The sequence below is a fragment of the uncultured Parasphingorhabdus sp. genome (genome assembly GCF_963677535.2).
Taxonomy (GTDB): Bacteria; Pseudomonadota; Alphaproteobacteria; order Sphingomonadales; family Sphingomonadaceae; genus Parasphingorhabdus.
Window position 1 is genome coordinate 807835 of sequence record NZ_CAXXUT010000001.1, and the last position, 22041, is coordinate 829875.

Sequence of the window (22041 nt, forward strand, 5' to 3'; positions counted from 1 at the left end):
ATCGCTATAATGTTCAAGAACCTGTTTTCGTTGATTTTGGCCGGCTTTCTGCTGGCCGGTGCCCCTGCCCAGGCAACCGTCACGCCCGAACAGGACGATTCGAGCGGCGAGAAAGTTGAGCAGCGTGATCCGGTCACCATTTTGATCTCAATCGACGGATTCCGGCCCGATTATCTCGACCGGGGCATCACCCCCAACCTGAACGCGCTGGCGGCAACCGGCATATATGGTCCGATGCGCCCCTCCTTCCCGAGCAAGACCTTCCCGAACCACTGGACGCTGGTAACCGGCAAGACGCCCGATCATCACGGCATTGTCGGCAACACGATGGAAGACGCCGCTCGGCCGGGCGAGGTTTTCAAAATGTCTACCCAGGATCCGTTCTGGTGGAACCAGGCTGAACCGGTCTGGATCACAGCGGAGAAACAGGGCATTCGGTCGGCCACCATGTTCTGGCCGGGTTCGGAAGTCGATTTCAATGGCGTCCGGCCGGCCGACTGGTGGCCGTTCAACCAGAAGCTGTCCAACGATCGCCGGATCAACGCGATTGTCGACTGGATGCGCCGGCCCGCTGATATCCGGCCCCGGCTGGTGACGCTCTATTTCGACACAGTCGATACCGCCGGCCATTATTACGGCCCCGCACCGAGCGAGAAACTGCACGCGGCGATTGCCGAAGTGGATGGCGAAATCGGCCGACTGAAACAGCAGCTGGACGATCTGGGACAGCCGGTCAATTTCGTCATTGCATCGGATCACGGCATGACCGAGACCTCTCCCGACCGGATCATCTATCTCGACCGGATCATGGCGCGCGACCAGTACAGGCTGGTCGAAAGCGGCAATTATCTGGCCATCGAACCGCTGGAAGATAACAGGGACGCGGTACGCGCGGCCTTTTTACGGCCGCACGAGCATATGCAATGCTGGGATCGCGAGAATATACCCGAAGCTCTGGGCTACGGCACCAATCCCCGTGTGCCGTCAATCTTCTGTCTGGTAGAAACCGGCTGGGTCGTGTTGCAGGATGTACCGGAATGGATGACCGGAATAGGCGGCGGTCATGGCTATGACCATCGCGATCCGGACATGATGGCTTTCTTCCTGTCCAGCGGTCCGGCGATCCGTGCCGACGGCCAGCTGCCGGTGTTCGACAATGTGAATATCTATTCGCTCGTCGCGCGACTGGCAGGCGTAAATCCTGTCGCCAGCGACGGCAGTCTCGCCCCGTTTGAGCAGTCGCTGCGGCCCTGATTTCCCGATGATCCGAGGCGATTAGGGTGCGTCGGGGCTGTCAGCCATTCTGGTATAGACCACCGCGACCGGGGCGCTGTCCGTGACACTGCAGGTTTTCGGATCGACGACCCGGTCGCCGCGAAAACCTCTCAATTCCGTGCCGGCCTCGCTCAACGTCAGTCCCATGCCAACCCATATCTGCAACGCGCATTTTTCCTGCATGGTGCGCGAGAATGGCGCGCGGTGCGCACCGTAAACCAGCGTACCGTGCATGGTTGCGGTAAAATCGATCTCCCCCGCTTCATTATTCGCCGACCGTTCGCGGTAGCGGGAGATCAGACTGGTCCCTTCCTGGGTAAAATGGAGAATATCACCGTCCGCCTGTTGCCAATAGCCATTGAGGTCATGGTCGACATTTTGCACGCCGCCGTCATCGGGACGCGCACCAGCAGCAACGCCATTGACCATCATCAGGGCGGCAATTGCGCAGACCATATGGCGATATCTCATGGCTAAGTCCCTTTCCTCCAGATACTATGTCTAGAACGATCCGTCCGGCAGACAATGATCTGTATCACATGATGCCGCTTTCACCGTATGAAGCTTATTTCCGGCCAAACAGCTTTTCCACATCTTCCAGCGCCAGTTTCACCCAGGTTGGCCGCCCGTGATTGCACTGGCCGCTATGCGGGGTCACTTCCATCTCGCGCAGCAAGGCATTCATTTCCGCCACGCTGAGCACCCGTCCGGCACGGACGGACCCGTGACAGGCCATGGTGGAAGCAACATGATCGACGCGCTCCTTGAGGCTCAGCGCCTGGTCATAGGCACCCAATTCGTCTGCCAGATCGGTGACCAGTTGCGTCACGTCACCCGAGCCCAGCATCGCCGGGGTCGCCCGGACCAGCATCGCGGTCGGTCCGAACCGCTCCAGCTCCAGCCCGAATTCCGATAGTTCGGCCGCCCGGCTCTCCAGCCGGTCGCAGGCATTTTCATCCAGTTCGACCACTTCCGCCATCAGCAGCGCCTGCGAGGCAACCGTGCCGCCTTCAACCGCCTTGCGCATCCGCTCCAGCACCAGCCGTTCATGCGCCGCATGCTGGTCGACAATCACCAGCCCGTCTTCCGCTTCGGCGACAATATAGGTTTTCGCGACCTGTCCGCGAGCGATACCCAAGGGATGGCGGGTGGCCTCCGGTACTGGCTCGGACGCCGCCTCCGCCTTGCCCATCAGTGGCGCGATATCCTCCCGCAAGTCCATCTCGGCAAAGGCAGCGCGATCATCTCGGACCGTGGCCGAGGGATAGGGTTGCTGCGCGACGTTGGCTTTGCTCTGCTGCGAGAAAATGCTGCGCTGCGGATCGGGCGCCACCGGCTCGCTCTGCCATCGCCCGAGCGCTGATTCCGCCGGGCGCTGCACGACGCGGAACCCGCCTTCGTCCAGGGCTTTTCTGAGGCCGCTGACGATCATCCCCCGGATCATCGCCGGTTCGCGAAAGCGCACTTCGGTCTTCGCCGGATGGACGTTCACATCGACCAGCTCGGGCGGCATTTCGATGAACAGGGCAACCACCGGATGCCGGTCGCGCGCCAGCATCTCGGCATAAGCGCCGCGCACCGCGCCGACCAGCAGCCGGTCCTTTACAGGGCGGCCATTGACGAACAGAAACTGGTGATCGGCAACCCCGCGATTATAGGTCGGCAGTCCGGCAACACCGGTCAGACGGATCTCTTCCCGCTGCAGATCGACGCCGACGCTGTTGGCGCGCAGATCGCGGCTGGTCAGCGCGGCAACGCGCTCCGGCCCGGTTTCTCCGGCCTGAACAGCAATCGCCTTGCGCCCCTGATGCTCCAGCGTGAAACCGATATCGGGCCGGGCCATCGCCAGTCGGCGGATGATATCGGTACAAGCGGAATATTCGCTGCGTGCGGTGCGCAGAAATTTTCGCCGGGCGGGTACATTTCCGAACAATTGCTCGACCCGCACTTTTGTACCCGGCGGGATTGCCGCGGGCCCCTCTTCTGCCAACTCGCCATGATCCACCACCCGGCACCAGCCATCCTCTCCCGCCATACGGCTTTCGATTGTCAGCCGCGCCACGCTGGCGATGGATGGCAGGGCCTCTCCGCGAAAGCCCATGGTGGTCACCAGCTCGATGGCCTCGTCGGGCAGCTTCGAGGTCGCATGGCGTTCCAGCGCCAGCGCGATATCGTCGCGGCTCATGCCACAGCCATTGTCGGAGACCTGGACCAGATCCAGACCGCCTTGCTCGAGCCGGATATTTATCTGGCTAGCTCCGGCATCGATCGCATTTTCGACCAGCTCTTTCAACGCGCTGGCTGGACGCTCGACCACCTCGCCGGCAGCGATCCTATTTATCAGGCTATTTGGGAGTCTTCTTATTGACATAATGGCGTTCCTAGCCCAAGCGACCTTAGCAAGCGACCCCTGATTTATTGGGCGATTCCCATGGTTAACTTCATGACCCGTTCAGCTTGACTATCGCTTGGTTTAATTGTCGCAGCTAGGCCTGCAACTACAAGAAATTACGGACAAAAATATGTTTGAAAATCTGTTCAAGTTCCGTTCGCAAGATTTGGCGATCGATCTCGGCACCGCGAATACTGTGGTTTATCTGCGTGGCCAGGGAATCGTGCTCAACGAGCCGTCGGTTGTCGCAATCGAAACCGTCAATGGCGTGAAAAAGGTCAAGGCCGTCGGCAATGACGCAAAGATGATGATGGGCAAGACGCCGGACAGCATCGAAGCCATCCGCCCGCTGCGCGACGGCGTGATCGCCGATATCGATGTCGCCGAGCAGATGATCAAGCATTTCATCCAGAAAGTGAACGGCAAGAGCAAGCTGTTCAGCTATCCCGAAATCGTGATCTGCGTTCCCAGCGGTTCGACCTCGGTCGAACGCCGCGCCATTCGCGATGCCGCGTCCAACGCCGGTGCCCGCCAGGTCTTTCTGATCGAGGAGCCGATGGCGGCTGCCATTGGCGCCGACATGCCGGTCACCGAACCCATCGGTTCGATGGTGGTCGACGTCGGCGGCGGAACGACGGAAGTTGCGGTCCTGTCGCTGCGCGGCCTCGCCTACACCACCTCGGTTCGCACCGGCGGTGACAAGATGGACGAAGCCATCGTCTCCTATGTCCGTCGCCATCACAATCTGCTGATCGGCGAAACCACTGCCGAGCGGATCAAGAAGGATTTCGGTGTTGCCCAGGCTCCGGCCGATGGCGTCGGTCACACGATTCATATCAAGGGCCGTGATCTGGTAAACGGCGTGCCGAAAGAAATTTCCATCAACCAGGGCCAGATTGCCGAAGCGCTGAGCGAGCCGATCGGAACAATCATCGAGGGCGTTCGCATCGCGCTGGAAAACACCGCGCCCGAACTGGCGGCCGATATTGTCGATCAAGGCATCGTCCTGACCGGCGGTGGCGCTTTGATCGCCGGCCTCGACGCAGCGCTCAGCGATGAAACGGGCTTGCCGGTTACGGTGGCCGAAGATCCCCTTGCCTGTGTTGCCATCGGCACCGGACGTGCAATGGAAGATCCGATGTTCCGGGGCGTCCTGACAACCGCCTGATATCGAATTTATGATCGAACAACGACTGGAAACGAAAGGATAAACCGATATGGCGCCGCCAAATCATCGGCGTCCAGGATTTTCCAAGCGGGCGCAATATAGCATATTCGCCAGCTATTTACTGGGCATATTGGGAGCGGTTCTGGGGCTGCTTCTTTTGCTTGTCTCCTTCATCGATCCCAGAGGTTTTTCGGCCCTGCGCACCATCGGTGCGGAAGCGATGGCGCCAGTCAGCAAGACCCTGTCCGAATTTGGCAGTCTGACCGGAAACGCCGGGGATCAGGTTTCTGCCTATTTCAATGCGGCCTCGAAAAATGCCGAGATGCAGCAGGAACTGGAGCAGAACCGGATCGAAATTCTAGAAGCACGCGCCCTCAGGCAGGAAAATGACCGGCTTAAGCGGCTGCTGAAACTGGATGAGGAAATTCCCGATTCCATTGCCATGGCCCGGCTGATCAGCTCGACCGCGTCGAGCGCCCGCCGCATCGCAACGCTGGGCGTGGGCAGCAATAATGGTCTGGAGCCAGGCCAACCCGTTCGTTCGCCGGAAGGTCTGGTGGGCCGAATATTGGAAACCGGCCCTTCTACCGCCCGCGTCCTGCTCGTCTCGGACAGCAAGAATGTGACACCGGTGCAGCGCGCCAGTGACAGCCTGCCCGCCTTTGCCACCGGCCGCGGAGACGGCACGGTCGATATCCAGCCGATCAATATCGGCACCAATCCGTTCAAGGGCGGGGATCTGCTGATCACTTCGGGTAGCGGCGGGCTCTATAGTCCGGGCATTCCGGTAGCGGTCGTCATCCGCAAGACCGAAACCGGCGCCATCGGCCGGGTCCTCGCCAATCCGGCCAAGGTTAGCCATGCCATTGTTCAGCCGATTTTTCAGGCCGAAACGGTTCGCCAGATCGAGGAAAATCCGGTGGATGATCTGGAAGAGGAATCCGGCGAATAGTGCCCCGTTCCCGTCAATCCCGGATTGGCCGCCAACCCTCGCAGCTGCGGATCAAGCTGATACCGCCAGTAACCGTTGTGCTTGGCTCGATGATCACCGCGCTACCGATCATCACCGATTATCCGATCCTGCCGCCGATGGGTTTGCTTGTGATATTGGCCTGGCGGCTGATCCGTCCAGGCTACTGGGCAGTCTGGGCTGGCTTCCCGCTCGGTCTTGTCGACGATATTTTCAGCGGTCAGCCGCTTGGCAGCGCAGCATTTCTCTGGTCGGTCATCTTCATCCTGCTTGAGACGCTCGACCGGAAAGCGGTGCGCCGTGATTATTGGCAGGACTGGCTTATTGCCTCCACAGCCCTCGCAATTGTGCTAATATGCGGCATGCTGATCGTCGACTTCCAATCCAATCTGCTGCGGTTCGACTTGCTGATGCCGCAAATATTGCTGTCGGTCCTGCTCTATCCGTTCGTGGCCCGGCTGATCGGAGCCATCGATAACTGGCGGGTGGCATCATGAAACCGCCAAAAACGATCAGCAGCGCCATGCAGGAACTGACTTTCACCCGGCGTGCGACGGTGATCGGCGGATTGCAGATCGGCGTCGGCGTGCTGCTGGCATCGCGCATGGCCTATATTTCGGTGGCCGAGAACGAGCGCTACAAGCTGCTGTCGGAAAGCAACCGGGTCAATCTCACGCTCGTCCCGCCGCGCCGGGGCTGGCTGATCGACCGCAGCGGCAAACCGATTGCCAATAACAAGACCGATTTCCGTATCGATATCATTCCCGACCGGCTGCGCGACAAGGAAAAGACCGTGGCCACGCTGGCGAACCTGCTGTCGCTCGATCCGGAAGAGCTGGAGCGGATCAACCGGGAACTGGAACAGGCCGGCAGCTTCCAGCCGGTCCAGGTGGCAACCGGTCTGGATTCAGAGCAATATGCCGCGGTCAGCGTCCGGCTTCCCGACCTGCCTGGCGTATCGCCGCGGCAAGGCTTCTCCCGCAACTATCCCAGCGGCCCGGCGATCGGACATCTGGTTGGCTATGTCGGCATCGCCTCGGCGGAAGATTACAAGGAAAATCCGGACCCGATCTTGATCACGCCTGGTTACAAGATCGGCAAGGACGGTCTGGAAAAGATGTTCGAGGACCATCTGCAGGGCAAGCCCGGCGCGAAAAGGGTCGAGGTGACGGCGCGCGGCAAGATCGTACGGGAGCTCAATACCCGTCCCGACGTTCCCGGCAAGCCGCTGCAACTGACCCTCGATATCGACCTGCAGGAATATGCGGCCCGGCGGCTGGGCCCGGAATCGGGTTCGGTTGTGGTCATCGACTGCCTCACCGGCGACATTCTGACGATGACCTCGATGCCGTCCTTCGACCCGAACAGCTTCTCCGACGGTATCGGTGTCACCGAATATGGCATGTTGCGGGACGACGATCATGTGCCGCTGCTCGACAAGTCGCTGAAAAGCCTGTTCCCGCCAGGATCGACGGTCAAGCCGATGGTTGGCCTGTCCTTTCTGGAAGCCGGTCTCGATCCCGATGAGACGGTCAACTGCAATGGCGGACTGCAGGTCGGCAACCGGCGCTTTCGCTGCTGGAAGCGAAGTGGTCACGGACGGGTCGACATGGCCAAGGGCATTTACCAGAGTTGTGACGTCTATTTCTATTATTTCGCCCAGAAGATCGGCATCAATCCGATCGCGCTGATGGCCAACCGGCTCGGCCTCGGACAGAAATATCCCTTGCCGGTCGCCAGCCAGTTTTACGGCACGGTTCCCGATCCGGCTTGGCTGCGCAAGAAGCACAAGCGCGAATGGCAGGCCTATGACACGGTCAACACCACGATCGGACAGGGTTACATGCTGGTCAATCCGACCCAGCTCGCGGTCATGGCGTCACGCATCGCAACCGGAAAGAATATCGTCCCGCGCCTGATCATGGACGAAAAGAAGCCCGCGATCCCGACGCTCAACCTCGACCCCGAGCATCTTCTCTATGTGCAGAAGGCGATGAGCGATGTGGTCAACGGACCGGGCACGGCCGGACGGGCCCGCTTGCCGCTCGATGATGTCAAAATGGCCGGCAAGACCGGCACCGCCCAGGTGGTCAATCTCGACTTTGGCCGCGGCGGCCGGGACGTCGCCTGGAAATATCGCGACCACGGCCTGTTCGTCTGCTTCGCTCCCTATGATAATCCGCGCTATGCGGCCGCGGTGGTCATCGAACATGGCGGCGGCTCAGGAGCCGCCTATCCCGTTGCAAGAGACGTGCTGACCTTCCTCTATGACCGCCAGAAAGCAATGGATGTGCTGACAGGGATGGAGAAATCCTGGGGCGGCACAATCCAGGAACGGATGGACAGGAAAATGGAAGCCTATCGCGCCCGGAAAGCGCTCGAGAAGGCGATGGCGGACAATCCCGCCGCCGCCGCCAGCACGGACGCTGCAGCAAGCGATTCCGAAACCGGTTCCGGTTCGGGAGAATAAGGGTGAGTGATTTCATCCCGGCGCCGATAGCGCAGCTTCCCTGGAAAACGATCTTGCTGCTGTTCGTTCTGGCCAGCTTCGGCTTCATCGTCCTCTATTCCGCAGCCGGCGGCAGCCTGACCCCCTGGGCGGGCCTGCACATGGTCCGTTTCACCCTGTTCGCCGGCATGGCCATCGTGCTCTCCCGTTTCCGGGAATCCTTCTGGAAAGCCATGGCTTTCCCGATCTATATCGTCGTTGTCCTCATGCTGGTCGGGGTTGAACTGATCGGGGCGGTCGGGGGCGGCAGCCAGCGCTGGCTCAACCTCGGCTTCATCCGGCTGCAGCCTTCGGAGCTGATGAAAGTTGCCATCATATTGGCGGTCGCCCGCTTCTATGACCTGCTGCCGCCCGCCCAGATCAGGACATGGGGTGCGATCTGGCCGTTGTTCGCATTGCTCGCCCCGCCCTGCGCCCTGATCCTGATGCAACCTGATCTGGGCACGACGATCACCGTGGTCACCGGAGCGCTGACCATTGCCTTTCTCGCCGGCCTGCCCCTGCGCCTCTTCATCGGTGGCGCGGCAGCGGTCGCGGTGCTGGCTCCGCTTGCCTATTTCTTTGCACTGGAAGATTATCAGCAGCGGCGCGTGACCACCTTTCTCAACCCGGAAAATGACCCGCTCGGCTCCGGCTACCATATCAGCCAGTCGAAAATCGCGATCGGATCCGGCGGTCTGTTCGGCAAGGGCTTTCTGAACGGCACCCAGAGCCATCTCGATTATCTGCCGGAGGGGCATACCGATTTCGTTTTCGCCACCATGGCCGAGGAATGGGGCCTGATGGGTGGCATAGTGGTGCTCTTCTGCTTCTTTCTGCTGTTCCGATGGGGCCTAGGCGTCGCGATGAAGGCGAAAACCCGTTTTTCCCAACTCACCGCTGCTGGCATGACGGTGACAATTTTCTTCTATGTCGCGATCAACCTGATGATGGTGATGGGACTGGCGCCAGTGGTCGGCATTCCCCTGCCGTTCATGAGTCACGGCGGGTCGTCCATGATGACGATCATGATCTGCGTCGGCATCCTGATGTCGATCGAACGCAATCCGGGCAAAAGCGGCAACGCTTTTGGATGAAAATAACAAACCAACCGGTTGCGTTCCGGAAATACGGCCCTATATAGCCCCTGTAGTGGACGCTTAGCTCAGTTGGTAGAGCAGCTGACTCTTAATCAGCGGGTCGTGGGTTCGAACCCCTCAGCGTCTACCATTTTCTCCGACTAAAAAACCATCCGGCGGTTGGCTTTCCGGCATCGGCATGCATCGCCGACGCGGCCGCTCCCAATTCACAGCCCCTCCTGATTTCCAGGCGCAGTCGCTTGCGACCCTGCAACGTTCGGGCAGGACCGGCAACCACCGACGCGCCCTCATACGCCAGCCGGGTCGCCGCGATCCTGATTTTGCGGCAAGTCGATCGGCGTCGCCGCGCAAATCGTTCTCAACGCCTGTTTCAGCCCTTCCTCGATCGTAGGATGGTAATAAGGCATCTCCAGCAACTGGCTGGCCGTCTGACCCTGCTGGATCGCCCAGGCCAGCATATGCGCGAGATGCTCGCTGGCGGGCGTGCACAGGTCAGCGCCAATCAGCCGGCCATCCGGCGCGGCTGCATAGAGCGTGAGTACGCCCTGGTTGCAGCCTTCCACCCGCGCCCTGCCCTGATCGCTGAAATCGGCGGTTCCGGTGATCACGCCATCCTCTTCCGACTGGCCGATCCGCGCCACGGGCGGACTGGTGAAGGTGATGCTGAATGGCGGAAAGCGATCGGCTTGCACTGATGCCGGATAGGCGACCGCATTGCGTCCGGCAATCGCGCCGTCCTGCGAGGCTTCGTGCAACAGGGGAAGATCGTCGGCGACATCGCCGGCCAGAAATATCCGGCTGTCACCGCATTGCATCGTGTTGCGGTCATGAAGCGGCACACCATTGTCGTCGAGTTCCAGCCCGGCCGCGGCAAGACCGAGACTGTCGAGATTGGGCGGCCTGCCAGTGGCGACCAGAACATGGTCGAAATCCGCATCTCCCGACGCCGCACCGCTCCAGGAAAGATGGGCGCCGTCGTCCGTGGGCTCCGCCTCCAGGTCCACGCCCAGTTGCAGGGCCAGATCAGACTCGATGATCCGTTTCAGTGCGGCGTGCACCTTGTCGCAGCGAATCCCGCCGAGCCGGTCATTGCGGTCGAACAGAGTTACTTCGACGCCCAGACGGGCCATTGCCTGGGCCAGTTCGAGACCAATGGGGCCGGAACCGACCACCGCCAGGCGCCGTGGCAAATCCTCCAGATCGAAAATATTCTCGTTGGTAAGCAAACAACGACCCAGTTTCGCGAACTGTTGGGGAACGAAGGGCCTCGAACCGGTTGCGATAATGATGTTCCGCGCCTCGATCTGGCGGCCATCGTCCAGTTCGAGACTGTCGGGCGCGATAAAACTGGCTCTGCCGCGCAAGCGGATGCGCGCCGGGATATCGGCGATACTTTCCCGCGTCAGTCTGGCAAAGCGGTCGCGCTCGTCGCGCACCCTCTGCATCACGGCCTTACCATCGACGTCGATGCCCGACACCGTGATGCCGAACATGGCGGTGGAACGCGCTGCATGGGCGGCATGAGAGGCCGCAATCAGAAGCTTTGACGGCATGCAGCCGACATTGGCGCAGGTCGTACCGTTGAAATGAGGGTCGATCAGCAAGGTGCTGGCCCCGTTGGCACGGGCCGCCCGTTCCGCCGCCAGACCGGCCGTACCGGCCCCGATAACGGCTACATCACATCTGAGCATCCGGGTCATATCAGGCGCCAATCGTGATCGACTTGGCGTTGGCAAACTCCTTCAGCCCAACCTCGCCATGTTCGCGACCATAGCCACTATCCTTGACGCCACCAAAGGGCATATCCGGAGAGGCAATGCTGTAGGTGTTGATATTCACCATTCCGGTATCGAACCGGCTTGCCGCCATCTTGACGGCGCGATCGACGTCCTTGCTGAAGATTCCGCCGCCCAGCCCGTAGCGACTGTCATTGGCGATACGCATGGCGTCCTCATCGTCTTTCGCCTTGATAATCGAGGCGACGGGGCCGAAAATCTCGTCGTCATAGGCCGGCTGACCCGGTGCAACATCGACCAGCGCCGTGGCGGGATAGAACCAGCCTTTGCGATCCGGGACAGAACCGCCGGCGATGATTCTGGCACCGTTGGCGACGCTTTCCTCGACCTGGGAATGGACCTGGTCGCGCTGACTGCGCGAGACCATCGGGCCAAGTTGGGTTTCATCCTCGTTCGGGTCGCCCATTGCCACATTGTTGAATGCAGTGGCATAGCCCTCGACGAAGGCATCATAATTTTTCTCGGTTACGATAAAGCGTTTCGCATTCACGCAGGTCTGGCCGTTATTGAAAAGCCGGCCCTGCACACAGGCCTTTATCGCGAGATCGAGATCGGCATCGTCAAACAGCATATAGGCATCATTGGAACCGAGTTCGAGCACCGTCTTCTTGGAAACCGAAGCGGCCCGCTGGGCCACAGCGCGGCCGGCCTTGTCACTACCGGTCAGGGTAACGCCGCGAACCAGATCATGTTCGATAATCTTGTCGGACTGGTCATGGCTGATCAAAAGCACGCCAAACAGGTCCTTCGGCAGACCTGCTGCTTCATAGATATCGCGCAGCATCAGCCCGCTGCCCGTGCAATTGGCCGAATGTTTCAGCAGCACGCCATTGCCCACCATGAGGGCGGAAATGGAATAGCGGATTGCCTGATAGCAGGGGAAATTCCAGGGCTGGATACCGTAGATCACGCCGAGTGGGGAATAGGTTACGATGCCGCGCCCTCCCGCTGCGTCTCTTTTTTCGTCAGCGAGCATCTCGGGGCCATTTTTGGCGGTATAGTCACAGATCTTCGCACACAATTCGATTTCCTCGCGTGCATCGCTCAGCAATTTCCCCATTTCGTTGGTCATAAGCCGGGCAAATTCGTCCTTCGACTGGCGCAGTTGCTCGCCGATTGCGGCGATCACGCCGGCCCGCTCATCGAGGCTTTTCAGACGCCAGTCGAGAAAGGCATTATGCGCCTTCTCGACCACGCCCATGGCTTCCTCATCCGACATCAGCGGATAGGTCGCGAGGGTTTCTTCGGTAAGCGGGTTTACAGTTTCAATGCTTTTGTCGGTCATGGGGGATCCTTTATCATTGTGATTATGCTGTCGGGGATTGGCGAGGATTATCCGTAGGTCTTGCGGTGCCCGTCCAACGTGGCGGAGGCATGATCCAGCGCGCTGGCAATTGCGTCGGCAAAGCTTTGACCGTCGCAATGCATGATGCCGCTGTGGGCGGCGCAGACGATGCTGCTATCGGCCCAGTCCCGGCCCAGATTCTCGGCCCAGCGGATGAAGTCATCGGCCGCGCCAGAGCGCTTTTCCAGACCATCCGCGAGCTTGGGGTGAAACCGCAGTTTCGGTCCCGGAACAATCTTCTGGACCAGCGACGGAAGATCGATGATCATCAGTGTATCGTCGACATGGACTATGCCGCTGTCGCGGTGCCGTACGATGACCGACCCCACATGCACGCTCTCATCACCGGAAATGAAGTCGACACCACAAGGGATTGAAAAATCGAGAATATTCGAGAATTGCTGCTGCGTTGCCTCGTCCTCGACCAGATCCGCATCCCAGGGCAGATCCGGCTGCTGTTGGTGATGACGGCGAGTGCCAATCAGACGCGCATGGGGCAGCAGTTCCTGAATATACTGGCAGTGGATGGTATGAAACGGGTGGACGTTGAGCACTGCCTCGATCAACGCGCCACCATCGGTGAGCGCCAGCAGTTCGTCCCGATCCTGCCGATCCGGCGCGTAAGCATCGAGCAGGATGAATTTTCCACCGGGTTGCCGCAGCAGGGACATATGGGTCCCGATATTGATGACATGCGCGATCTTGAAATCACCGCGGATATTCCAGAAATTTTCACTCAGATGGTCGATTGTCTGGCTCCTAGAGAAATTCTATCGGGGGTTTGCTGGACAACCCCCTGGAGCGGGTTCGGTTCCGGCCGGTATCATAATGATGGAAAAAACAGCGTTGCGAAACATGGGCGATAGCGCGCCGCCATGACGTCAATGCTGAATAGTGAAAACGAAAGAGAGTGATCTTCGGGCACGGGAGTTCCGCACCCGCCGTGACACGATTTCGGCAGCGCGGGAAACCACCCCGCTTAGCGCAACTGACTGTCTTTGCTACCCCGCCGGTTAATCCCGGAACTGCGCCGGTCGCTATCGCGCTCTGATTGACAAGTCACGCATGTCCGCGTCCCAGGCAAGGCACGGCGGCGGGCTTCGGGAATTTCGTCACCGCATTCGATACAATAGGGCGCGGCCCTTCCCGATGGCATATCCGCCCGGGCACGCTTTACCGCGTCGGCGATCGTATCGTCAATCTGGTCCTGTACAGCGCCATCGCGCGCCCAGCCGCCTGCCATTGAAAACTCCAGCGTTTGCTATTTGTATATTTCAAGAACGGCTGAACGGGGAAAAGGTTGCCGGTCGCGGACCGGACCGGAATGCACCAAGCCGCTCGTGCCGGGTCGGGACGACGGACGTCCGAGGTCCGGGGTCCGGGGTCCGCCGGATTTCCTTTGCTGCCCATATAGAAAAAGGCGGACCCTTTTCGAGGTCCGCCTGATGTATCTAGAACAAAGCGCGAGAAAAATGGGGGGCGATACTCTGCCCCCCGGTTTGCTTATTTGTTAACAGCGTCTTTCAAACCCTTGCCGGCTTTGAATTTTGCCTGTGTCGATGCCGGAATCTGCATCGGTTCACCGGTACGCGGGTTGCGGCCGGTGGAAGCTTTGCGCTTCGAGGTTGAAAATGTGCCGAAGCCAACGAGACGAACTTCGCCGCCGCCGGACAATGCACTGCTGATGGAATCAAATACTGCGTCTACCGCTTTGCCGGCATCGCTTTTGCTGAGGCCGCTCTGATCGGCGACGTTACTGATAAGGTCCTGTTTATTCATTATGGGAATCCCCCCTTCTCTAATGGCAATTCAATTTGAATCGCGCTGTGGTCTGGCCGCAGTAATGCGAAATTATCCGGAAGTGTCAAAGAAAAATCGCTGTTTTCTGCGCCAAAGGGCAAATTTTTACGCCAAATGACGGGAAATGAGACGAACGGTTGAGATGCGGTAGCTGTTTCGGATATTCTGCTACCGCATTTCACCTATGTTTCAAAAGTGCGACTCGCTGATGAAAAACTGTCAGTGTCTTGCCGTCGATGCGGTTTCATCGGTAACCGGAGCTGTGGCGTGACTCGCAAGCTCGTCAGCATCGCTCCATTCGATCGGCTCCACGGTCTCGGCCAGCGCCTCGGCCAACACTTCGTCGACATGCTTCAGCGGAATGATGTTGAGTTTCGAAGTAATATTCTCCGGAATCTCGACCAGATCTTTCTCGTTTTCCGCCGGAATCAATACCGTGGTGATACCGCCGCGCAGAGCTGCAAGCAGCTTTTCCTTCAGTCCGCCAATCGGCAGCACCCGGCCGCGCAAAGTGACTTCGCCGGTCATCGCGACATCGCGACGCACCGGAATGCCGGTCAGCGTCGAGACGATGGCGGTAACGATACCGACACCGGCAGACGGACCATCTTTCGGCACCGCGCCTTCGGGCAAATGAATATGGATATCCTTGCGGCTAAAGATGCTCGGCTTGATACCGTATGACGGTGCCCGCGCTTTCACAAAGGAAAGCGCCGTCTGGATCGACTCGTTCATCACATCGCCCAGCGTACCGGTGGTCTTGATCTGCCCCTTGCCCGATACGGTGACCGATTCAATCGACAGCAGCTCGCCGCCAACTTCGGTCCAGGCAAGACCGGTGACCGCGCCGACCTGGTTTTCCTCTTCACCAATGCCATGCCGATATTTTCTGACACCGGCATATTCGGACAGATTGTCGGGCGTGATTTCGACGCTCTTGTACTCGCCCTCGAGAATCCGGCGCAGCGCCTTGCGCGCCAGCTTGGCAATTTCCCGCTCGAGAGTCCGGACGCCCGCTTCCCGCGTATAATAGCGGATCAGGTCGCGCAACGCGTCCTCGCGCAAGGCAAATTCGCCCTCTTTCAGGCCATGCGCCTCGATCTGCTTTTCAACCAGATGGCGTTTCGCAATCTCGACCTTCTCGTCTTCCGTATAGCCTTCGAGGCGGATGATCTCCATCCGGTCGAGCAGAGGCTGCGGCAGGTTGAGCGAATTGGCGGTGGTCACGAACATGACATCCGACAGGTCGATATCGATTTCGAGATAGTGATCCTGGAATTTGTCATTCTGTTCCGGATCCAGCACTTCGAGCAGGGCCGACGCGGGATCGCCGCGGAAATCCTGACCGAGCTTGTCGATCTCGTCGAGAAGGAACAGCGGGTTGGACGTTCCGGCTTTCTTCAGATTGGATACGATCTTGCCCGGAAGCGAACCGATATAGGTCCGGCGATGGCCGCGGATTTCCGCTTCGTCGCGCACACCGCCCAAAGACTGGCGGACAAATTCGCGACCCGTGGCCCGCGCAATCGAACGGCCAAGCGAGGTCTTGCCGACGCCCGGAGGGCCGACGAGGCACAGGATCGGGCCTTTCAGCTTGTTGGTACGGGACTGAACCGCAAGATATTCGAGGATGCGTTCCTTGACTTTTTCCAGTGCGAAATGGTCATCGTCGAGGACCTTTTCCGCCTGCTTCAGATCCTTCTTGAGCCGCGATTTCTTGCCCCAGGGCAGTCCGAGCAACACATCAAGATAGTTGCGCGTCACCGTGGCTTCGGCCGACATCGGCTGCATGCCCTTGAGCTTTTTCAGTTCGGTGGTCGCCTTGGCTTTCGCTTCCTTGGAAAGCTTCAGTTCCTTGATCTTCTTGCTGAGCTCGGCCAGCTCGTCGCCTTCGCCATCCTCGCCGTCGCCCAGTTCCTTCTGGATCGCCTTCATCTGCTCGTTGAGATAATATTCGCGCTGGGTCTTCTCCATCTGGCGCTTGACCCGGCCGCGGATTTTCTTCTCGACCTGCAATACGCCGAGTTCGCCTTCCATGAAGGCAAAGACCATTTCCAGCCGTTTGACGGGATCGCTTTCCATCAACAGGCTCTGCTTGTCCGAGACCTTGACGTTGATATTGGCGGCCACGGCATCGGCCAGACGCGCCGCATCGTCAATCTCACCCAATTGCACGACGGTTTCCGCCGGCATTTTCTTGTTGAGCTTGGAATAATTTTCAAACTGGTCGACCACGGACCGCATCAGCGCCGAGGCTTCGGTGCCTTCGGCTTCCTGCTCCTCCAGCAGATCGATCTCGGCCAGCACATAGCCTTCCGGCTTTTCCTCCAGAGTGACATGTCTCGCACGCTGTTTGCCTTCGACCAGCACCCTTACGGTGCCGTCGGGCAGTTTCAGCAATTGCAATACGGTTGCGACCACTCCGAGATCATAGAGCTGGTCGCGGACGGGATCGTCTTCCGCCGGATCGAGCTGTGCGACGAGGAAGATTTCCTTGTTCGAATCCATCGCTTTTTCGAGCGCGACGACCGATTTGTCGCGACCGACAAAAAGCGGCACGATCATATTCGGAAAAACCACGATGTCGCGCAACGGCAACAGCGGCAGTGATTTGGATTCAGGGACAGGATTCGGTTCGTTCACGGACATTATTACTCCAACTTGATGCGCTGCAACAGCGCCTTTGACCTCTATATGGGGCCTGTTGGAGACACTTCAAGCGCAATGCCTCCGATCACGAGGACAGCCTAAAAGGGCAGTTTGAAACCGGGAGGCAACTGCATGCCGCTGGTCATCTTGCCCATTTCCTCGCTGCTCAGGGCGTCCGCACGATTACGGGCGTCGTTGAACGCGGCTGCGACGAGATCTTCCAGCATCTGCTTTTCATCGGCTTTCATCAGGCTGTCGTCGATTGACACCGACAATATCCGGCCTTTGGCTGTGGCCTTCACCTTTACCAGTCCGCCACCGGCCTGACCTTCAACTTCAAGACTATCCAGCTTCTTCTGGGCGTCCTCCATCTGGGTCTGGACCTGCTGCGCGGCTTCCTGCGCGGCTTTCATCATTTCTTCCATCGATTTCATGGCTAAGCGCTCCTTGATTCTTGTGGGCGAGGATCGTCGTCCTCCAGCAATATGGCATCGGGAAAGGCTTCAAAAGCAGCTTTCACCATCGGGGCATCAAGGATCGCCTGGCGTTCGGCATCCCTGATCTGCTGCTCCTGTTCAACCAGACTGGGCTGCGCCTCACCCTGCCCTTCGACGATGGTCCACTCCCGACCGGTCTGTTCCTTCAGCGCGTCGGCAATTTTCCGGATGTCGGCATCGGCAATAGGACGCGCCGGCTGATAGACGATATTGGGCGGGTCGAGCGAGATCAGCCGCATATCGGCGATCAATATGCTTTCCAGCACAGCCGAAACCCGGCCGACCGCGGTGATGACATCGGCAAATTCGGTCGGCAGCGCGCTGGTCTGGGGCGTCGGCGACGAAACCGGCGCAGCGGCGATCTGCGCGACGGGTTCGGCCACTGGCGGTGCCGACTGTTGTTCTGGCGGTGAAGCGGGAGCCGCCGGAGCGCCCTGTTCAAGCATTCTCGCCAGCTTCCCCGGATCGGGCATATCCGCGGCGCAAAGCACGCGGAGCAAAGCCATCTCGCAGGCTTCGCGCGGCAGATGCGCCTGCTGGACTTCCTGATAGCCCTTGAGCAGCAACTGCCACAGCCGGTGCAGGACCGGATAGGAAAGCTGTTCCGACCAGTCGGCAAATTGCTGCCGCGCCTCTTCCGACAAAGTCGGATCACTGGCTCGGCCGACCTTGAACAGGGTCACCTGATGCGAAAGCGACAGCAGCCCGTTCATCAGCGACAGCGGCTCGACGCCGATTTTATACTGTTCGGCAATCGCATCGAGCAAGGCTGCGGAATCGCCCTCGAGCAATCTGGCGAAAAGCCGCCGAACGGCGCCCCGATCTGACAGCCCCAGCATATCGCGAATCTGGACAGCCTTGACCTCGCCATCGCCATCCATATCCGCATGGGCAATTGCCTGATCGAGAATCGACAGGCCGTCGCGGACGGACCCCTCGGCCGCCTGCGCGATCAGATCGAGCGCTTCCTGCTCTGCCGTCACGCCTTCCTTGCCGACTATCATGCCAAAATGCGCAGACAGTTGATCCGGGCTGATCCGCTTCAGGTCGAAACGCTGGCAGCGGGAGAGGACCGTGATCGGAACCTTGTTGACCTCGGTGGTCGCGAAAATGAATTTCACATGCGCCGGCGGTTCTTCCAGCGTCTTCAACAGCGCGTTGAAGGCATTTTTCGACAGCATGTGCACTTCGTCGATGATATAGATCTTGTAGCGCGCGGAGACCGAGGAATAGCGCACCGCCTCGATAATCTCGCGAACATCGTCGACGCCGGTATGGCTTGCGGCATCCATCTCGATGACGTCGATAAAGCTGCCCTCGGCGATACTGCGGCACGGTTCGCACTGGCCGCATGGATCGATCGTCGGGCCACCCTGCCCGTCCTCGCCGATGCAGTTCAGCGCCTTGGCAATCAGCCGCGCGGTCGATGTCTTGCCGACGCCGCGCACACCGGTCATCAGAAAGGCATGGGCCAGACGGTCGCGCTTGATCGCGTTGCCCAGCGTCTGCACCATCGCATCCTGGCCGATCAGTTCGGAAAATTTCGAAGGCCGATATTTGCGCGCCAGAACCCGATAGGGTTGCGCCGTGCCGGGGGCCGGCTGCTCCGGCGCATCGACACCGCCAGCCGCAAATATATCTTGTGAATCGGACATGAAGGAACAGTTTAGGCGAGAGGCTCCGGCTTGTCGAAGGCTATTCGCGGTGAATTTCGACTCTGCCCGAAAACAGGCGGAAAACTGGCTGGGCCTTTGATTTCAGGGCTGTATGAAGGCTGGAACGGACGCCAAGACATGGTACCGTTGTAAAGTAGGAGCCGGGCGACCCGCAGAAAAATCGTTGCGGCTGCTTCCTTCCGGACCTGACCGGGTTGGCGACGACTGCGTCCACCCGACTCCCGCTGCGCATATGGTGGGACTCGGGTAAAAATGCAAGCCGTTAGATGATCTGCATATTATGGCTTTCGCCGGGCATCTGCACGGTCAGGCCATCAAGCTCGGGGGTCAGGGTGATCTGGCAGGCCAGCCGGCTGGTCCGGCGCGCGCCCGCGGCCAGATCGAGCATATCCTCTTCCATTTCCGACGCCGGGGGCAATCGGTCAAAATCGGCAGTATTGACGATCACATGGCAGGTCGAGCAGGCCATTTGCCCTTCGCAAGTCCCCTCCAGCGGCTGGTCATGGATTTGCGCAACGGTGAGCAGATTGTCGCCATCCGAGGCCTCGACCGAAAGCGTTGACTCTTCGTCAGCGCTGACGAAATGGACCTTGACCTTGCTCATGATAGCTGTTTCTCCGCTGCTTGATTGATCAGGCCGGCGGCCCGCTCGACATCTTCAACATCGTTATAGCGCCCGAACCCCAGACGAATCGATGATTTAATTTGAGCCGGTTCCAGTCCGAGCGCCGCCAGCACATGGCTGGGCCGCCCGGAACCGCTGGCGCAGGCAGAACCGGCGGAAAAGGCCACGCCGCGCACATCGGACATCAGCCGGGCGACATCCAGGCCCGCCCGACTGATATTGAGGTTGCCAGCATAGCGCCGGTCGAGCGAACCGTTCACGGTCCAGTCGCCGAACAGGCTGCGCGCTCTTTCGGCAAGGCTGACAATATGCTCCCTATCCTGTTCCCGGCGCTCTGCGCATAATTTCGCCGCTGCGCCCAGCCCCGCGCAAAGAGCGGGGGACAGCGTGCCCGACCGTACACCTTGTTCCTGCCCGCCACCATGGATCATGGCAGGAATATCGATACCTTCACGCACCCAGAGCGCGCCAACGCCTTTCGGACCATAGATTTTATGTCCCGAAAGCGCGATCATATCGGCCTGCTGCGGTATATCGATCCGGCCAAAGCCCTGCGCCGCATCGCAGAGCATCAGCGCCCCGGCCCGGTGTGCCATTGCTGCAATCTCGTCGACCGGCTGGATGACCCCTATCTCGTTATTGACCAGCATCGCGCCCACCAGCGCTGTTTGCGGCCCCAAACATGCTTCCAGTTCTTCCAATCGCAACAGCCCCTGCGCGTCGACAGGAAGCAGGTTAGGCTCGAAGCCCTGGGTGCTATACCAAAGCGCGGTGTCGCGCACGGCGGCATGCTCGGTGTCAACAACCGCGATTCCGGTGCGCCCCTGCTGCGTCCGGACCGCTCCCATCGCCAGATTGATCGCCTCGGTCGCGCTGCCGGTGAATATTACCCGCCCACCGGGGGGACATAAAGCGGCAATCCGATCGCGGGCAAGCTCGACCGCCGCTGCTGCCTTGCGACCCATGATATGGGGGCTGTGCGGGTTGCCGAAATTGTCCTTCAGCCAGGGCAGCATCGCGTCAAAAACCTCGGGTGCGAGCGGCGTGGTGGCCTGATTATCGAGATAGACGGGATTCATCGGCCGGGCTCAGCTTCGCCGGGATTCTGCAAAGATCGACTTCCACTTGTCGATGAAGGCATAGATATGCGCCCGGCTGGTATCCCGACCGATACTGACCCGGATTACCTCGCGCGCGATCTGCGGGTCGGTGCCCATGGCTTCGAGCACATGGCTGGTTTTGAGCGTACCCGAAGAACAGGCGCTGCCGGCGGAGACCGAGAATCCCGCCATGTCAAACTTGATCAGCTGCGTATTGGCGGCCACGCCGGGCATATGGTAGCTGGCAATCGTCGCGATGCGCGGTGCCTTGTCCGCAATTACCGAGCCGCCCTCTTTCCGGATCGCGTCATCAAGATGCTGGCGCAATTCCGAGGCCCGTCCGGCCCAGTTTGCCGGAGTCTCCAACGCCGCGGTCATGCCCATGATATAGGGCAGGTTCTGGGTACCGGAGCGATAACCCTGTTCCTGTCCGCCATCCGCCTCGAGCAAGCGCAGATCCCGTACCAGCAAGGCACCGACCCCTGGCGGTCCACCGAATTTATGGCCCGCCACGACGATCAAATCGGCATCCGGCAACGGCATTTTTCCGATCGATTGGGAGCAATCGGCGAGGAGATAGCAGCCCCGGTCGCGCACCACCTTGGCCAGCGCGTCCAGGTCCTGGATGACACCGGTTTCGTTATTAACCGACTGGATCGCCACCATTGCCGGTTCATCGACGCTTTTCAGCAGATGATTGAGGTTCGCCGGCACCACCAGCCCGTTGCTGTCAACCGGGATCGCCTTGGCATTTTGCGCGAAACGGAGGACCACATCATGCTCAACCGGTGAAATATATTGGATCACCGGTTTCGATCTGGTCAGCGCGATCCGGATCGCCTCGCTGGCGCCGCTGGTGAAGATGACATCGCCATCCCAACCCAGCGCATCGCTGAAACGTCGACGGGCATTTTCCAGCATTGCTTGGGCCGCACGGCCGTCCGCATGGGGAGAGGATGGATTGGCCCAATGTTCAAACCCTTCGGCGCAGGCTTTTCTGGCCGCATCGAGCATCGGCGCGGTCGCGGCATAATCGAGATAGATACGTTTGGTTTCGGTCACGATCTTGGCAAAAACTCTCTGGCTTGCGGGATTGAGTTGCGGATTTGTTCACTCTCCCTATATAGACGCTGCATCCAGCGCAAAAGCTATTCTGACTT

The 22041-nt window shown here is 59.6% G+C and carries 19 protein-coding genes, 1 tRNA gene and 1 other RNA gene; 7 read left to right on the top strand and 14 right to left on the bottom strand.

What is annotated here, in order from left to right; genetic code table 11:
* The first annotated feature begins 9 nt into the window (after window positions 1-9).
* A complete protein-coding gene (locus tag ACHZCJ_RS03890) occupies window positions 10-1254 on the top strand; it encodes an ectonucleotide pyrophosphatase/phosphodiesterase (RefSeq protein WP_321324048.1) in 1245 nt (414 codons plus the stop codon).
* Between the two features lie 21 nt (window positions 1255-1275).
* On the opposite strand, the gene ACHZCJ_RS03895 is transcribed toward ACHZCJ_RS03890, so the two are convergent.
* Together ACHZCJ_RS03895 and mutL are read right to left on the bottom strand one after the other, a co-directional pair.
* Entirely contained in the window at window positions 1276-1746 is a 471-nt protein-coding gene (locus tag ACHZCJ_RS03895; protein ID WP_321324050.1) for a hypothetical protein, read from the bottom strand.
* Between the two features lie 94 nt (window positions 1747-1840).
* Window positions 1841-3646, bottom strand: a complete 1806-nt coding sequence (mutL, locus tag ACHZCJ_RS03900) for a DNA mismatch repair endonuclease MutL (RefSeq protein ID WP_321324052.1) — start codon at window positions 3644-3646, stop codon at window positions 1841-1843.
* Window positions 3647-3797: 151 nt separating this feature from the next.
* On the opposite strand from mutL, the gene ACHZCJ_RS03905 reads away from it, so the two are divergent.
* The 6 genes from ACHZCJ_RS03905 (at window position 3798) to ACHZCJ_RS03930 (ending at window position 9523) form a co-directional block, all read left to right on the top strand.
* Window positions 3798-4835 (top strand): rod shape-determining protein, encoded by a 1038-nt coding sequence (locus tag ACHZCJ_RS03905; protein ID WP_089132514.1) that lies wholly within the window; start codon window positions 3798-3800, stop codon window positions 4833-4835.
* Window positions 4836-4884: 49 nt separating this feature from the next.
* Window positions 4885-5787 (top strand): rod shape-determining protein MreC, encoded by a 903-nt coding sequence (gene mreC / locus ACHZCJ_RS03910; protein WP_321324055.1) that lies wholly within the window; start codon window positions 4885-4887, stop codon window positions 5785-5787.
* Entirely contained in the window at window positions 5787-6302 is a 516-nt protein-coding gene (gene mreD, locus ACHZCJ_RS03915) for a rod shape-determining protein MreD (protein ID WP_321324057.1), read from the top strand. Before mreC ends, mreD begins: the two co-directional genes overlap by 1 nt.
* Window positions 6299-8275, top strand: coding sequence for a penicillin-binding protein 2 (gene mrdA, locus ACHZCJ_RS03920; RefSeq protein ID WP_159642259.1), 1977 nt, complete (start codon window positions 6299-6301; stop codon window positions 8273-8275). Before mreD ends, mrdA begins: the two co-directional genes overlap by 4 nt.
* 2 nt (window positions 8276-8277) lie before the next feature.
* The gene (rodA, locus tag ACHZCJ_RS03925) at window positions 8278-9390 is read left to right on the top strand and encodes a rod shape-determining protein RodA (RefSeq protein WP_321324060.1); all 1113 of its coding nucleotides are present in this window, start codon (window positions 8278-8280) and stop codon (window positions 9388-9390) included.
* A 57-nt stretch (window positions 9391-9447) separates the two neighbouring features.
* A tRNA-Lys gene (locus ACHZCJ_RS03930) sits at window positions 9448-9523 on the top strand.
* 157 nt (window positions 9524-9680) lie between these two features.
* Here the strand turns inward: ACHZCJ_RS03930 and ACHZCJ_RS03935 are convergent.
* The 12 genes from ACHZCJ_RS03935 to ACHZCJ_RS03990 all read right to left on the bottom strand — a co-directional run bounded on the left by ACHZCJ_RS03935 (window position 9681) and on the right by ACHZCJ_RS03990 (window position 21943).
* Window positions 9681-11093 carry a dihydrolipoyl dehydrogenase gene (locus tag ACHZCJ_RS03935; protein WP_321324062.1) on the bottom strand — a complete coding sequence of 471 codons (1413 nt, stop codon included), beginning with the start codon at window positions 11091-11093 and terminating at the stop codon, window positions 9681-9683.
* A 1-nt stretch (window position 11094) separates the two neighbouring features.
* Entirely contained in the window at window positions 11095-12474 is a 1380-nt protein-coding gene (locus ACHZCJ_RS03940) for an NAD-dependent succinate-semialdehyde dehydrogenase (protein ID WP_321324064.1), read from the bottom strand.
* Window positions 12475-12521: 47 nt separating this feature from the next.
* Window positions 12522-13205 (bottom strand): hypothetical protein, encoded by a 684-nt coding sequence (locus ACHZCJ_RS03945; RefSeq protein ID WP_321324066.1) that lies wholly within the window; start codon window positions 13203-13205, stop codon window positions 12522-12524.
* A gap of 308 nt (window positions 13206-13513) precedes the next feature.
* On the bottom strand, window positions 13514-13777 hold the full coding sequence (locus ACHZCJ_RS03950; protein ID WP_321324068.1) for a DksA/TraR family C4-type zinc finger protein: 264 nt from the start codon (window positions 13775-13777) through the stop codon (window positions 13514-13516).
* A gap of 260 nt (window positions 13778-14037) precedes the next feature.
* Window positions 14038-14313 (bottom strand): HU family DNA-binding protein, encoded by a 276-nt coding sequence (locus tag ACHZCJ_RS03955; RefSeq protein ID WP_089132522.1) that lies wholly within the window; start codon window positions 14311-14313, stop codon window positions 14038-14040.
* A gap of 240 nt (window positions 14314-14553) precedes the next feature.
* A complete protein-coding gene (gene lon / locus ACHZCJ_RS03960; protein WP_394700054.1) occupies window positions 14554-16899 on the bottom strand; it encodes an endopeptidase La in 2346 nt (781 codons plus the stop codon).
* A gap of 182 nt (window positions 16900-17081) precedes the next feature.
* A complete protein-coding gene (locus tag ACHZCJ_RS03965) occupies window positions 17082-17417 on the bottom strand; it encodes a YbaB/EbfC family nucleoid-associated protein (protein ID WP_321324072.1) in 336 nt (111 codons plus the stop codon).
* A 2-nt stretch (window positions 17418-17419) separates the two neighbouring features.
* The gene (locus ACHZCJ_RS03970) at window positions 17420-19135 is read right to left on the bottom strand and encodes a DNA polymerase III subunit gamma/tau (protein ID WP_321324073.1); all 1716 of its coding nucleotides are present in this window, start codon (window positions 19133-19135) and stop codon (window positions 17420-17422) included.
* A 151-nt stretch (window positions 19136-19286) separates the two neighbouring features.
* An RNA gene (gene ffs, locus ACHZCJ_RS03975) (signal recognition particle sRNA small type) lies at window positions 19287-19381 on the bottom strand.
* 37 nt (window positions 19382-19418) lie between these two features.
* Complete coding sequence (locus tag ACHZCJ_RS03980; protein ID WP_321324074.1) at window positions 19419-19760, bottom strand: 2Fe-2S iron-sulfur cluster-binding protein; 342 nt, start codon at window positions 19758-19760, stop codon at window positions 19419-19421.
* Window positions 19757-20860, bottom strand: a complete 1104-nt coding sequence (locus ACHZCJ_RS03985; RefSeq protein ID WP_321324075.1) for a cysteine desulfurase family protein — start codon at window positions 20858-20860, stop codon at window positions 19757-19759. The genes ACHZCJ_RS03980 and ACHZCJ_RS03985 overlap by 4 nt, the downstream gene beginning before the upstream one ends.
* Window positions 20861-20869: 9 nt before the next feature.
* Window positions 20870-21943, bottom strand: coding sequence for an aminotransferase class V-fold PLP-dependent enzyme (locus tag ACHZCJ_RS03990; RefSeq protein ID WP_321324077.1), 1074 nt, complete (start codon window positions 21941-21943; stop codon window positions 20870-20872).
* Window positions 21944-22041 lie beyond the last annotated feature (98 nt).

Coding starts and splice junctions, on each gene's coding strand:
- ACHZCJ_RS03945 (WP_321324066.1), bottom strand. CDS start 13,205: ATGTCCCTGCTGCGGCAACCCGGTGGAAAATTCATCCTGCTCGATGCT.
- ACHZCJ_RS03935 (WP_321324062.1), bottom strand. CDS start 11,093: ATGACCCGGATGCTCAGATGTGATGTAGCCGTTATCGGGGCCGGTACG.
- ACHZCJ_RS03965 (WP_321324072.1), bottom strand. CDS start 17,417: ATGAAATCGATGGAAGAAATGATGAAAGCCGCGCAGGAAGCCGCGCAG.
- mreC (WP_321324055.1), top strand. CDS start 4,885: ATGGCGCCGCCAAATCATCGGCGTCCAGGATTTTCCAAGCGGGCGCAA.
- ACHZCJ_RS03890 (WP_321324048.1), top strand. CDS start 10: ATGTTCAAGAACCTGTTTTCGTTGATTTTGGCCGGCTTTCTGCTGGCC.
- ACHZCJ_RS03980 (WP_321324074.1), bottom strand. CDS start 19,760: ATGAGCAAGGTCAAGGTCCATTTCGTCAGCGCTGACGAAGAGTCAACG.
- ACHZCJ_RS03950 (WP_321324068.1), bottom strand. CDS start 13,777: ATGGCAGGCGGCTGGGCGCGCGATGGCGCTGTACAGGACCAGATTGAC.
- ACHZCJ_RS03970 (WP_321324073.1), bottom strand. CDS start 19,135: ATGTCCGATTCACAAGATATATTTGCGGCTGGCGGTGTCGATGCGCCG.
- ACHZCJ_RS03895 (WP_321324050.1), bottom strand. CDS start 1,746: ATGAGATATCGCCATATGGTCTGCGCAATTGCCGCCCTGATGATGGTC.
- ACHZCJ_RS03940 (WP_321324064.1), bottom strand. CDS start 12,474: ATGACCGACAAAAGCATTGAAACTGTAAACCCGCTTACCGAAGAAACC.
- mrdA (WP_159642259.1), top strand. CDS start 6,299: ATGAAACCGCCAAAAACGATCAGCAGCGCCATGCAGGAACTGACTTTC.
- ACHZCJ_RS03985 (WP_321324075.1), bottom strand. CDS start 20,860: ATGAATCCCGTCTATCTCGATAATCAGGCCACCACGCCGCTCGCACCC.
- ACHZCJ_RS03905 (WP_089132514.1), top strand. CDS start 3,798: ATGTTTGAAAATCTGTTCAAGTTCCGTTCGCAAGATTTGGCGATCGAT.
- mutL (WP_321324052.1), bottom strand. CDS start 3,646: ATGTCAATAAGAAGACTCCCAAATAGCCTGATAAATAGGATCGCTGCC.
- lon (WP_394700054.1), bottom strand. CDS start 16,899: ATGATCGTGCCGCTTTTTGTCGGTCGCGACAAATCGGTCGTCGCGCTC.
- ACHZCJ_RS03955 (WP_089132522.1), bottom strand. CDS start 14,313: ATGAATAAACAGGACCTTATCAGTAACGTCGCCGATCAGAGCGGCCTC.